The organism is Enterobacter sp. Bisph1 (assembly GCF_000814905.1).
GTDB lineage: Bacteria > Pseudomonadota > Gammaproteobacteria > Enterobacterales > Enterobacteriaceae > Kosakonia.
In genome coordinates this window covers 18,332-31,529 of the sequence record NZ_JXAG01000031.1, presented here as the reverse complement: position 1 = coordinate 31,529, position 13,198 = coordinate 18,332, and the positions used below count along the sequence as shown (strand labels likewise).

At 51.4% G+C, this 13,198-nt stretch carries 12 protein-coding genes; 8 read left to right on the top strand and 4 right to left on the bottom strand.

Annotated features, from left to right (window positions below):
• Positions 1-34: 34 nt before the first annotated feature.
• Positions 35-2,029, bottom strand: a complete 1,995-nt coding sequence (gene tkt / locus RW65_RS06180) for a transketolase (protein ID WP_039055817.1) — start codon at positions 2,027-2,029, stop codon at positions 35-37.
• A 20-nt stretch (positions 2,030-2,049) separates the two neighbouring features.
• Positions 2,050-3,000 carry a transaldolase gene (gene tal, locus RW65_RS06175; protein WP_039055816.1) on the bottom strand — a complete coding sequence of 317 codons (951 nt, stop codon included), beginning with the start codon at positions 2,998-3,000 and terminating at the stop codon, positions 2,050-2,052.
• 278 nt (positions 3,001-3,278) lie between these two features.
• Between tal and maeB the strand changes: the two genes are divergently transcribed.
• A complete protein-coding gene (gene maeB, locus RW65_RS06170) occupies positions 3,279-5,558 on the top strand; it encodes an NADP-dependent oxaloacetate-decarboxylating malate dehydrogenase (protein WP_039055815.1) in 2,280 nt (759 codons plus the stop codon).
• A 30-nt stretch (positions 5,559-5,588) separates the two neighbouring features.
• On the opposite strand, the gene hemF is transcribed toward maeB, so the two are convergent.
• Both hemF and amiA read right to left on the bottom strand, forming a co-directional pair.
• Positions 5,589-6,491 carry an oxygen-dependent coproporphyrinogen oxidase gene (gene hemF / locus RW65_RS06165; protein ID WP_039055813.1) on the bottom strand — a complete coding sequence of 301 codons (903 nt, stop codon included), beginning with the start codon at positions 6,489-6,491 and terminating at the stop codon, positions 5,589-5,591.
• A complete protein-coding gene (amiA, locus tag RW65_RS06160) occupies positions 6,488-7,363 on the bottom strand; it encodes an N-acetylmuramoyl-L-alanine amidase AmiA (RefSeq protein ID WP_039055812.1) in 876 nt (291 codons plus the stop codon). The genes hemF and amiA overlap by 4 nt, the downstream gene beginning before the upstream one ends.
• A 214-nt stretch (positions 7,364-7,577) precedes the next feature.
• Here amiA and RW65_RS06155 point away from each other — a divergent pair, with 214 nt between their 5' ends.
• The 7 genes from RW65_RS06155 to RW65_RS06125 all read left to right on the top strand — a co-directional run bounded on the left by RW65_RS06155 (position 7,578) and on the right by RW65_RS06125 (position 13,160).
• Positions 7,578-8,003, top strand: coding sequence for a GNAT family acetyltransferase (locus RW65_RS06155; RefSeq protein WP_039055811.1), 426 nt, complete (start codon positions 7,578-7,580; stop codon positions 8,001-8,003).
• Complete coding sequence (locus RW65_RS06150; protein ID WP_039055810.1) at positions 7,990-8,439, top strand: DUF2919 domain-containing protein; 450 nt, start codon at positions 7,990-7,992, stop codon at positions 8,437-8,439. Before RW65_RS06155 ends, RW65_RS06150 begins: the two co-directional genes overlap by 14 nt.
• 60 nt (positions 8,440-8,499) lie before the next feature.
• The gene (locus tag RW65_RS06145) at positions 8,500-9,075 is read left to right on the top strand and encodes an RpoE-regulated lipoprotein (protein ID WP_039055809.1); all 576 of its coding nucleotides are present in this window, start codon (positions 8,500-8,502) and stop codon (positions 9,073-9,075) included.
• Between the two features lie 92 nt (positions 9,076-9,167).
• Positions 9,168-10,067, top strand: coding sequence for a Dyp-type peroxidase (locus RW65_RS06140; protein WP_039055807.1), 900 nt, complete (start codon positions 9,168-9,170; stop codon positions 10,065-10,067).
• Between the two features lie 449 nt (positions 10,068-10,516).
• Entirely contained in the window at positions 10,517-11,260 is a 744-nt protein-coding gene (locus RW65_RS06135) for a hypothetical protein (RefSeq protein ID WP_039055806.1), read from the top strand.
• 199 nt (positions 11,261-11,459) lie between these two features.
• Positions 11,460-12,227 (top strand): hypothetical protein, encoded by a 768-nt coding sequence (locus RW65_RS06130; RefSeq protein ID WP_039055805.1) that lies wholly within the window; start codon positions 11,460-11,462, stop codon positions 12,225-12,227.
• A gap of 183 nt (positions 12,228-12,410) precedes the next feature.
• Complete coding sequence (locus RW65_RS06125) at positions 12,411-13,160, top strand: hypothetical protein (protein ID WP_039055804.1); 750 nt, start codon at positions 12,411-12,413, stop codon at positions 13,158-13,160.
• Positions 13,161-13,198 lie beyond the last annotated feature (38 nt).

Below are 13,198 nucleotides of genomic sequence, written 5' to 3'. Positions count from 1 at the left end.
CAGCGCGCCGCGTTAAAGGCGGCGCGCCATTGACTTATTTCTTCAGGACCGCTTTGGCTTTGGCGACCACGTTCTCAACGGTGAAGCCAAAGTACGGGAACAGCTTCTCGGCAGGTGCCGATTCGCCATAACCGGTCATACCAACAATCGCCCCTTTCAGGCCGACATATTTGTACCAGTAATCGGCAATCCCGGCTTCGACCGCTACGCGCGCGCTGACCTCAGAAGGCAGCACCGACTCGCGCCATGCTTCATCCTGCGCGTCGAAAATATCCGTCGACGGCAACGATACCACGCGCACTTTATGCCCTTCAGCGGTGAGCTGTTCCGCCGCGTTGACGGTGATTTCCATCTCGGAACCGGTGGCAATCAGGATCAGATCCGGCGTGCCGTCGCAATCCTTGAGAATATAGCCCCCGCGGCTAATGGCCTGCACCTGCTCCGGCGTACGATCCATCTGTGTGAGATTCTGGCGCGAAAGGATCAGCGCCGTCGGGCCATTATGACGCTCAATCGCCAGCTTCCAGCCCACGGCAGCCTCTACCTGGTCACAGGGACGCCAGGTGCTGAAGTTCGGCGTCAGGCGCAGGCTGGCGAGCTGTTCAACCGCCTGGTGCGTCGGTCCATCTTCCCCCAGACCAATGGAGTCGTGGGTATAGACCATTATCTGCCGCGCTTTCATCAGTGCCGCCATGCGCGCCGCGTTGCGGGCATACTCGACGAACATCAGGAACGTCGCGGTATAAGGAACGAAACCGCCGTGATGGGCAATACCGTTAGCAATCGCCGTCATACCAAATTCACGCACGCCGTAGTGAATATAGTTCCCGGCCAGATCCTCTTTTAATGATTTGGAACCGGACCAGATGGTCAGGTTACTGGGGGCGAGGTCGGCAGAACCGCCCAGCAGTTCCGGCAGAACAGGCCCATAGGTATTAAGGGTATTTTGCGACGCTTTACGGGTAGCAATTTTCGCCGGATTGGCCTGCAGATTATTGATCCACTCGCTGGTGGTTTTTTCCCAGCTTTCCGGTAGCCCACCGCTCATGCGGCGTTTAAATTCCGCCGCCAGTTCGGGATACTCTTTTTCCCAGGCAGAGAGTTTATCATTCCATGCCAGTTGCGCTTTGCCGCCGCGCTCGCGGGCATCCCACGCCTGGTAAATCTCTTTCGGGATCTCGAAAGCGGGATATTTCCAGCCCAATTTCTGCCGGGTCAGCGCCACTTCTTGTTCACCGAGGGCCGCGCCGTGCGACTCCTCTTTGCCGGCTTTGTTCGGCGAACCGAAACCAATCACCGTACGGCAGATAATCAGCGACGGTTTGTCTTTCACGCTTTGCGCTTCTTCAATTGCTTTCTTAATCGCTTCCGCTGAATGCCCGTCGATATCGCCAATCACATGCCAGTTATAGGCTTCAAAGCGTTTCGCGGTGTCATCGGTAAACCAGCCTTCCGTTTCACCATCAATCGAGATGCCATTGTGATCGTAAAAGCCGATCAGCTTGCCCAGCCCCAGCGTCCCCGCCAGTGAGCAGACTTCATGAGAGATGCCTTCCATCAGACAGCCGTCACCCATAAACACATAGGTGTAGTGATCGACGATGTCATGGCCGGGACGGTTAAACTGCGCCGCCAGCGTCCGTTCGGCAATTGCCAGCCCGACGGCGTTCGCCAGCCCCTGGCCGAGCGGGCCGGTGGTGGTTTCGACACCCGGCGTGTAGCCAATTTCCGGGTGCCCTGGGGTTTTCGAATGCAGCTGGCGGAAGTTTTTCAGTTCTTCAAGAGGCAGATCATAGCCGCTCAGATGCAGCAGGCTGTACAGCAGCATCGACGCGTGACCATTGGAGAGAATAAAACGGTCGCGATCGTACCAGGTGGGGTCCGCCGGGTTATGGCGCAGAAAATCGTTCCACAAGACTTCGGCGATATCCGCCATGCCCATTGGCGCACCGGGGTGGCCGGAATTGGCTTTTTGCACCGCATCCATACTCAGGGCGCGAATAGCGTTAGCAAGCTCTCTACGAGACATAAATCACTCCATGGCAAAAGTTAAAGTTTAGCGGCGAGCAGATCTTCGAGTTTGCGCTGATCGACGGCGAACTGGCGAATACCGTCAGCCAGTTTCTCAACCGCCATCGGATCCTGATTGTGCTCCCAGCGGAATTCCGCTTCGGTGAGAGGTGTCGGGCGATTGAAGGTTTGACGCGAAGGCACCAGTTTGCGCTCAATGGTCCCTTCCTGCGCCTGCAGATCTTTAAGCAGCGCCGGAGAGATAGTGAGTCGGTCGCAGCCCGCCAGCGCGAGGATCTGCTCGGTGCGGCGGAAACTGGCACCCATCACAATGGTTTGATAGCGATGCTGTTTAAAATAGTCATAGATATTACGCACCGATTTCACCCCCGGATCTTCATCCACCACATACGGGTCGAGGGGTTTGCGATCGTTATACCAGTCGTAAATACGCCCAACGAATGGCGAGATCAAAAAGACGCCCGCTTCGGCGCAGGCGCGCGCCTGGGCAAAGGAGAAGAGCAGCGTCAGGTTACAGTTGATGCCCTCTTTTTCCAGCTCTTCTGCGGCGCGGATCCCTTCCCAGGTTGACGCAAGCTTAATCAAAATACGCGACTTATCGATGCCCTGCTCCTGGTACAGTTCCACCAGGCGATGGGCTTTGGCGATACTCTTCTCTTTGTCGTAGGAGAGGCGGGCATCCACTTCAGTAGAGACGCGACCCGGGATGCTTTTCAGAATTTCCGCACCAATATTGACCGCCAGTTTGTCGCTGGCTTCCGCGACTTGCTGTTCTTGCGTGGTGCCGCGCGATTTACCGTAGGCGATAGCATCGTCAATCAGATGGGCAAAGTGGGCCAGTCCCGCTGCCTTCAGCAGCAGAGAGGGGTTGGTGGTCGCATCTTCCGGCTGATAGTGACGAATGGACTCTATATCGCCGCTGTCGGCGACCACTGTGGTGAATTGTTTCAGGCCGTCTAAATGATTCATTAAAATAACTCCTTTAAAACAACGGATTACGCGAGTGCTTTGGTTCGCACTTTTGTGAGGATGAGAGGTGCATAACAAAAAAGCATAGCAGACGCGCCCCGGCTGTGCGTTTTGCTACGGGTAACAAAATTGCGATAAGTTGATAACAATTTTGTTTATTTGATGGCGAGAGTTTGGCTATGTTCAAAGTTTAGGCCGCCGACAGAGGCCATACTAAGCGCCGCATCGGGATAGAAAATGCACGTTTTACTTTGCAAACAACGTGAAAGGAACCTCTAATGGATGACCAATTAAAACAAAGTGCCCTCGATTTTCACGAATTTCCCCGTCCGGGAAAAATTCAGGTCTCGCCAACAAAACCGCTGGCAACCCAGCGCGATTTGGCACTGGCCTACTCGCCAGGCGTTGCCGCACCGTGCCTCGAAATAGAAAAAGATCCGCTGGCGGCCTACAGATACACCGCGCGCGGCAACCTCGTCGCCGTGATATCCAACGGTACGGCGGTACTCGGCCTCGGCAATATTGGCGCGCTGGCGGGTAAACCGGTCATGGAAGGCAAAGGGGTACTGTTCAAGAAATTTGCCGGTATTGATGTTTTCGATATCGAAGTCGACGAGCAGGATCCGGACAAATTAATTGATGTCGTCGCCGCGCTGGAGCCGACGTTTGGCGGTATCAATCTCGAAGATATCAAAGCGCCAGAGTGCTTCTATATTGAAGCGAAACTGCGCGAGCGCATGAACATTCCGGTCTTTCATGATGACCAGCACGGCACGGCGATTATCAGCACCGCCGCCATTCTTAACGGCCTGCGGGTGGTAGAAAAGAATCTCTCTGATGTGCGTATGGTGGTTTCGGGTGCAGGTGCGGCGGCCATCGCCTGTATGAACCTGCTGGTGGCGCTGGGCATGCAGAAACACAACATTGTGGTCTGCGACTCCAAAGGGGTCATTTACACAGGCCGCGAGCCCAACATGGCGGAAACCAAAGCCGCTTACGCCGTGGAAGATGACGGCAAGCGCACGCTGGCGGAGGTGGTGGCCGGTGCGGATATCTTCCTCGGCTGTTCAGGGCCGAAAGTGCTGACGCCGGAAATGGTAAAAGAGATGGCGCGCCAGCCGCTGATCCTTGCGCTTGCCAACCCGGAGCCGGAAATTCTGCCGGATCTGGCGAAAGCGGTGCGCCCGGACGCCATTATCTGCACCGGGCGTTCCGATTACCCGAACCAGGTTAATAATGTGCTGTGTTTCCCGTTTATCTTCCGTGGCGCGCTTGATGTGGGCGCAACGGCGATTAACGAAGAGATGAAGCTGGCGGCGGTCAATGCCATTGCCGAGCTGGCTCACGCCGAGCAGAGCGAAGTGGTGGCGTCGGCCTATGGCGATCAGGATCTGAGCTTTGGCCCGGATTACCTGATCCCGAAACCTTTCGATCCGCGTTTGATCGTTAAAATCGCCCCAGCCGTGGCCAAAGCGGCGATGGATTCTGGCGTCGCCACGCGACCGATCGCCGATTTTGACGCCTATATCGAGAAGCTGACGGAGTTTGTCTACAAAACCAATCTGTTTATGAAGCCTATTTTTTCCCAGGCCCGCAGTGCGCCGAAGCGCGTGGTGCTGGCGGAAGGGGAAGAGCCGCGCGTGCTGCATGCCACGCAGGAGCTGGTGACGCTGGGTCTGGCGAAACCTATCCTGATTGGCCGCCCAAGCGTTATTGAAATGCGTATTCAGAAACTCGGTTTGCAGATCCGTCCGGAAATTGATTTCGAGATCGTTAATAACGAGTCCGATCCGCGCTTTAAAGAGTACTGGATGGAGTACTTCAACATCATGAAGCGCCGCGGCGTTACCCAGGAGCAGGCGCAGCGCGCGGTGATCGGTAATACCACCATTATCGGCGCGATTATGGTTCACCGGGGCGAAGCGGATGCGCTGATTTGCGGCACCATCGGCGATTATCATGAGCATTTCAGCGTACTGCAGCCGATCTTTGGCTATCGCGAAAATGTGCATGTCGCCGGGGCGATGAATGCGCTGCTGCTGCCAAGCGGTAACACCTTTATTGCCGATACCTATGTCAATGAGGATCCGAGCGCGCAAGAGCTGGCGGAAATTACCGTTCTGGCGGCGGAAACCGTGCGCCGCTTCGGCATTGAGCCGCGCGTGGCGCTGCTGTCCCATTCGCAGTTTGGTTCATCAAACGCGCCTGCGGCAGTAAAAATGCGCGAGACCTTAGCGCTGGTGCGTGAGCGCGCGCCGGATCTGATGATCGACGGTGAAATGCACGGCGATGCGGCTCTTGATGAGAGTATTCGTCAGGAACGTATGCCGGACAGCCCGCTGAAAGGGGCGGCGAATATTTTGATTATGCCAAACGTGGAAGCGGCGCGAATCAGCTACAACCTGCTGCGTGTCTCCAGTTCAGAAGGGGTGACCGTTGGTCCGGTGCTGATGGGCGTGTCGAAACCGGTACATGTGCTGACGCCTATCGCTTCGGTGCGGCGTATCGTCAATATGGTGGCGCTGGCGGTAGTGGAGGCGCAGACGCAGCCGCTGTAACGTTAGTGGCCGGGCTTGGCCGGCCGCTGTTCAGATCCATTCCCGCACTTTAATAAACTCGCTGAGGGCGGCTTCCGGGCTGCCTTCTGTGGGCTGATAGTTATACTCCCAGCGCACCAGCGGCGGCATGGACATCAAAATCGATTCGGTGCGCCCGCCAGTCTGTAAGCCAAACAGCGTGCCGCGATCCCACACCAGATTAAACTCCACATAGCGGCCACGGCGATAGAGCTGAAAGTCACGCTCACGCTCGCCATACGCAATCTCTTTGCGGCGCTCAACAATCGGCAGGTAGGCGTCGAGATAGCCGTTGCCCACCGCCTGCATAAAGTCGAAGCAGTGGTCGAAATCGGGGGTATTAAGATCGTCAAAAAACAGCCCGCCAATACCGCGCTGTTCATCGCGATGCTTCAGGTAGAAGTAGTCGTCGCACCACTTCTTATAACGCGGATACACCTCGTCACCGAAGGGCAGACAGATATTGCGCGCCGTACGGTGCCAGTGAATGGCGTCCTCTTCAAAACCATAAAAGGGCGTTAAATCAAAGCCGCCGCCAAACCACCATACCGGATCCGCCCCGGGTTTCTCGGCGATAAAGAAACGCACATTGGCATGGCTGGTGGGCACATACGGGTTACGCGGATGCACCACCAGCGAAACGCCCATCGCTTCAAAACTGCGTCCCGCCAGCTCCGGGCGGTGCGCGGTGGCCGAAGCGGGCATCGCCTCGCCATGCACATGGGAGAAATTAACCCCCGCCTGTTCAAACACGCCGCCGTCGCGCAGTACGCGGCTGCGTCCGCCGCCGCCTGCGGCACGCGTCCAGGCATCTTCAACAAACCCGTTGCCATCAATGGCGCTTAGCTGCTGACAAATTTTATCCTGCAGGCTCAGCAGGGCGTTTTTTACCGGGTGAATATCAGGGGTGGTCATCCGCGTCTCTTGGTATGGGCTTTGTGATTATCGAACCAGCTAAAGTAGCTGAGAATGCCGTCGGCAATGGCGTTAGCGATTTTCTGGCGAAACGCCGCCGTGCCGAGCAGCTTCTCTTCCGCCGGGTTGGTGATAAACGAGGTTTCTACTAAAACCGACGGGATAGAGGGAGATTTTAGCACCACAAAAGCGGCCTGTTCCGTATTGCGGCTGTGCAGACGGTGTACCGGCTTGATCTGCTTAAGAATATGCGAGCCGAGAGTCAGGCTGTTTTTGATGGTGTCGGTTTGCACCAGGTCGAACAGTACTTGCTGAAGCAGGTGATCTTTGTCCCGCGCTTTTTTCCCTGCCAGATCGTCGGCGGCGTTCTCTTTATCGGAAAGATATTTAGCCATCGCGCTACTGGCACCGCGGTTGGAGAGGGCAAAAACCGACGCGCCCGCCGCGCTCGGGTTGGTAAAACCGTCGGCGTGAATCGACATAAACAGATCCGCGCCGTGCTGATGGGCAATCTCCACGCGATCGTAGAGCGGGATAAAAGTGTCGCCGCTGCGCGTCAGCCGCGCGTCAATGCCTTGAGCACGCAGCTGGGCGCGGACGTTTTTAGCAATCGCCAGCACCACGTGTTTCTCTTTTGAACCATTGTGACCAATGGCCCCGGTATCAATCCCCCCGTGGCCCGGATCGAGCATCACAATGCGTTTAGCGCCGGCTTTTTTGGCTTTCGGTTTGCTATGCCCGGTGGTGGTTTTCAGCGGCGTCTCTTCTTTCGCAATGGCCCGAGACATACCCGTTAAGGTGAGGGCGGCCAGGCCTGCTTTCAGCACCTGGCGACGCGAGGTGAGTATTTTTAAAGGTTTTGAGGTGCTCATACGCCTGAGTTGTCTTATTCGTGGTCTGAGGTGTTATATCGTATCGCGTTAGCCGTTACGACTATCGCTGGAGAACAAATGTTTTACTTTTCATTTCAATACGTGACAGAGTGACATTATGCCAAATTTCCGCGTTAAAAAGGCTGGATATTGGCGACGAGGGCGCTTAGGGCCATAATCACGGTTTACACAGCTGAAAATGACGGGGAATACCATGGAGATACGCGTTTTTCGCCAGCAAGATTTCGAAGAAGTGATCACCTTGTGGGAGCGCTGTGAGCTGTTGCGACCGTGGAACGATCCGGAAATGGATATCGAACGCAAAGTGAATCACGATGTGAGCCTGTTTCTGGTGGCGGAAGTGGCCGGCGAAGTGGTGGGCACGGTGATGGGGGGCTACGACGGCCATCGCGGTTCGGCGTATTACCTTGGCGTGCATCCCGAGTTTCGCGGACGCGGTATTGCCAACGCCTTGTTAAACCGGCTTGAGAAAAAGCTTATCGCCCGCGGCTGCCCGAAAATTAATCTGATGGTGCGTGAAGACAACGATATGGTCATCGGCATGTATGAACGTATCGGCTACGAGCATATGGATTCAGTAAGCCTCGGTAAGCGTTTGATTGAAGATGAAGAGTACTGAGATCTCCCCCGCCGATTACGACAGTCACGGTCGACTTAAACTCCCTTTCCTGTTTTGGTGCGTGTTGCTACTGCAGGCGCGCACATGGGTGCTGTTTGTCATTGCCGGTGCGTCGCGCGGGCAGGGCGACGCGCTGCTGGCGCTGTTTTACCCCGATCACGATGACTTCTGGCTGGGCTTGCTGCCGGGCCTTCCGGCGGCCTTCGCCTTTGTACTGAGCGGTCGTCGCGATCGGTTTCCCCGTTTATGGCGTACGTGCCGTTCGCTGCTAATGCTGGCGCAACTGGCGCTCATGCTGCTGCAGCTCTGGCGCTGGCTTAACGGCGAAGCGCTCTCCGGCGTGGGGATTTTGTTGGTTATCCTCGATATTTTTGCGCTGTGGTGGCTGGCGACCAACCGCCGTCTACACGCCTGTTTTTCTCTTGCTCATCTTTGAGCGGCACTTTTTTCGCATCCGGGACTCCAACTGGCGTTCAATGAATAAAAGGAAGCATCTATGAAATCCCTGCGTACCGTTATCTGTGTTATGCCGCTGCTGTTAACCGGCTGCTCGACGCTCTCTTCCGTAAACTGGTCGGCGGCGTATCCGTGGAACTGGTTTGGCTCATCGATTGAGATGAACGAAAACGGCGTCGGTCAGCTCAACGCCAGCACGCCCCTTAACGAACAGGCGATTAATGACGCCTTAGGCGGGGATTATCATCTGCGTAGCGGAATGAAGACGGAAAAGGGCGCTATCGTTCGCTATTTTGAAGCCTTAAAAAGTGAGCAACTGGCGCTGGTGGTCAACGGCGAGAACGGCACCGTCAGCCGCATTGATGTGCTGGACCACGATATCGCCACCGATAAAGGGGTTAAAATCGGCGCGCCGTTCAATAGCCTGTTTGATAAAGCCTTTGGTAACTGCGTCAAAGGCGCGGGCGATGACAATGTGGGCGTCGAATGTAAAGCTCCAGGCAGCCAGCATATCAGCTATCTGTTTACCGGCGAGTGGAGCGGCCCACAAGGGTTGATGCCGTCTGACGATGCGCTTAAAAACTGGAAAGTAAGCAAGCTTATCTGGCGTCGTTAATTTGATCTCAACTCGCTGCCGCTGGGTTAAAAACAGGTACAATAGCGCGATTATTGCCACGGTTTTGTGGTCTGTTTTTTCCAGGAGGAGTAATGTCCCAGGTTCAAAGCGGCATTTTGCCAGAACATTGCCGGGCGGCGATTTGGATTGAAGCCAGCGTGAAAGGCAACCCCGATGCCCTGCGTGCGGCGAGCCGCATGTTCGCCGATAAGCTGACGACCTTCCAGTTAACCTTTCCTGATGCGGCGCTGGGCGCGACGGTGGCCTTTGGCAATAACACCTGGCGCGCCCTCAACGGCGAAGAAAGCGCGCAGGAGCTGAAAGATTTTCCGGGGTACGGTAAAGGTCTCGCGCCCGCCACGCAGCACGACGTCTTAATCCATATTCTCTCTTTGCGCCATGATGTGAATTTCTCCGTGGCCCAGGCCGCGCTGGCGGCATTTGGCGACGCCATTGAGGTGAAGGAAGAGACCCACGGTTTCCGTTGGGTAGAAGATCGCGATTTAAGCGGCTTTGTCGACGGGACGGAAAACCCGGCAGGCGAGGCGATACGCCGTGAAGTGGCGATTATTCAGGACGGTGTCGACGCGGGCGGTACTTATGTGATGGTGCAGCGCTGGGAGCATAACCTTAAGCAGCTTAACCGCATGAGCGTTGGCGATCAGGAGATGATGATTGGCCGTACCAAAGAAGCTAACGAAGAGATTGACGGTGACCAGCGTCCTGTGACTTCGCATCTGAGCCGCGTCGATCTTAAAAAGCAGGGAAAAGGGCTGAAAATTGTGCGCCAGAGCCTTCCCTACGGCACCGCCAGCGGCACGCATGGCCTCTACTTTTGTACCTATTGCGCCCGTCTTTACAACATTGAGCAGCAGTTGCTGAGCATGTTTGGCGATAGCGACGGTAAGCGTGACGCGATGCTGCGTTTTACCCGCCCGGTGACCGGCGGCTATTACTTCGCACCGTCGCTGGATAAGCTGCTAACGCTGTAATTAACTCTTCAACATTAACAGTACGATGAAGGGCGAATGCCTGATGGCATTAAGCAAACCAAAGCGCCTTCATCGTGTTGTTATGCACCTTTTGCCAACGGTTGTGCTGTTTTCATCACGCTGTCCCTGCGCCTATTAAATGCTTCTTATTATCCCGATCCGCACCTTTAATGCACGCCAGCACGGCGAAGCAAAGTCGTGTCGAGACGGCATTCGCAACAGTCATTCCCCGGCAATACTGTGTGCACACCTCGCTAAAATGTATTCCTGCAAACGTACCTGTATTGGTAGCCATCATTAATATAAGAAAATAGATTAATGCTGATTATTACTTAATGGTTTTTAAACGAATGCTGATGGTTGCTGCATTCATTTTTTTTCACATGACTAACCGCATTGCTGTCTGTAAAAAATAATCTAACTCTTTTATTTAATAAAGGTTTACATTCATGTTTAAGTTTTTATCGAGCTGCGGTCGTCAATTAAATAAGATAGATCGAATATTGACAAAACGCGCGTTAGGGCAAAATGAAATATGTTCACCCACTCTGGGTTATGTACCTTATTTTAGACAGTCAGGAGGAGGCGGTTGCTTTGGGGCATCGCTTTATTGGGTCTCTAATGTGTTAAAAAAAAGCCGCAAATCGGCTTTGCCATTTAAAGTGCAAAAGAGTGCATCAGGAAAGTATGTTGGGAACACTATCAGCACCGATTTTTACAATTTAAGTCTGAATCTCCAGGATGCTTATGTTTTCATTTTTGATAAAGAAAAAAGTGTTGATGCAGTAATAAATTTATTAAATGACCAGGAGAGAAGGTTATACAAATATTTAAAAAAATCAGAACCGTTGCTACGTTACAAACGTGTTATGGTAGACAGAACTATTGAAGTAGTAGAACAGATGCTTTTAAAAAATATTCGCTACCAAAATAGTGCTATTATATTGTCAACATCATTAGAAAAAATGACGGCGAGGGGGAATAAAGGACATGTGTCGGTGCTTTTATATTACGCTAACGATCTCTACTTCTTTGATGTCAACTGTGGGGTTTATTATATTGCGGAGCCTGAAAATTTACACTGGTCAAGTCTGGTTTTAACGATAGCAAAAAATATGGGGATCGGTGATTCAGAAGATAATAAGTATCAATTAGATGATGAAAGTAATATTTTTATTAGAATCACCGCTTAGCAGCATAGTATGTTCATCGTAATAAATAAAATATTTATGAACGATAAAGTGTAATAAATACCATAAGGTGACTTACCTGATTTTTTGTCATCGCAATGCGTTTCTGAAAGTTGTTGATTTCATATTTATTCACATAACTCCCTGTATTTGTCTATATAGAAAACGGCAATGCTATTTTGAATGATAAAGGAATATATAAATGCAAAAAAAACCAGATGAAAGTGCTACCGAGGCCCCATCGGTAAGTGCCGTTGAATTCGATAACACTGGACAGCTTTTTTTCAAAAGAGCGCTGGTAAGCGAAGATATATGTTCTTCGACGGAGGGCTATTTTCCTTTTATTCAACGTAACAAGGGAGGGATATGCTTCGGAGCCGCGCTTTATTGGATTTCTGATTCATTTAAAAAAATCAGGGAAAATGCATCGCCACTTTACGTTAGTAATGACGGGCAGGGGCCTGATATGCTCAAAAAAATGGACGTTAAATTTTATGATTTCAGCCATGGTTTACAAATGGCATATGAGCATCTTTATATTAAAACACTGTCCATGGAGTTAATAGTAAATAACCTCAATGCGCAGGAAGAATTTTTATTTGCTTCTTTAAAAGAGAAACAACCGAGATTGCATTATTCATCTGTTAATCGTGTTAACGCGGTAGAAATAGCACAGCGTATCCTTTTAAAAAATGAAAGCTACCAAAATACTGCCATTATTTTATCAACTTCTCTGGAATACAGTATAAGGAGGGGACCCTGGCGGCACTCAACGGTACTGATGAATTATAAAGGGCGTCTTTTTTTCTTTGATGCTAATAAAGGTATTTATTTTATCTCCGGAAAGCAAACCTTGCACTGGACAAGTTTATTGTCCACCTTAACAACAACACTTGGACTTAATGAGTTGAAAGATAACCATTATGGAATAGATGATAATTGCAATATCTTTGCCAAAATCGTTGGCTAGCCGATCGCAATAGTCATAACATTTATATTGCAGCCTAAAGTGAGCAAATAATAGCTTCTAATATCGTTTATACGCTGTCTGCACAATATCTTAACCCTGATACTGCTTTTAATATCGGTTAGTAATATGGCCGCTCCCCCTCACGGATGAGTACAGTGAGTAATAATCGAAAGAGGGATTTTTATGAATTATTTTCAATCACTTAGTGAGTATGAGTTTGCAACAAATGGACGTATCTTCATTAGAAGAGCACTGGATAGCGAAGAGTTATGTGTCTCAATGGAGAATTATCACGCCTATTGCGATCGTTATAATCTGCCGGGACTCTGCTTCGGTACAGCACTATGTTGGGTGTCTCATTCATTGAGGGATATCAAAGAAAATCCATTGCCATTTAATGTCGGGCAGACAGGAGTGCGGTTCTATGATCTCGGCAAGTTTGACGATAATTTTTTTTATTTTAGTGCTTATGTACAAAAAGCATACACTGAGATTGTAGTAAAAACAAAGTCGCTAGCTGCCGTAGTCCAAAGTATAAATGCGCAGGAAAAATTTTTATCTTACTCAGCGAAAAGCACATCTTCAGTTTTACACTATTCCTGGATTGTTGATGATAGAATGGCTCAGGATATTCTCCAGTCCATGCTGTTGAATTATACTGGATATAAAAATACTGCTATGTTGTTATCGACTTCTGTGGAGGATAGTTCAGAGAAAGAGCGTTACTTCCACACTACTGCACTGATTAATTATAACGGGAAGTTATTTTTCTTTGATGCTAATAAAGGTATTTATCATATTTTTAATCCTCATAAATTACACTGGTTAAGTTTTCTTACTACCATAACGGAAGGGTCTGGAATGAGTGACGAATTGATGCAGAAATATGTCCTGGACACCCACTCCAGTATCTTTGTTACCCTCTCGAAATAGTCTTTTTTATAACTTAATAATTTTTGCAGGGATGAGGA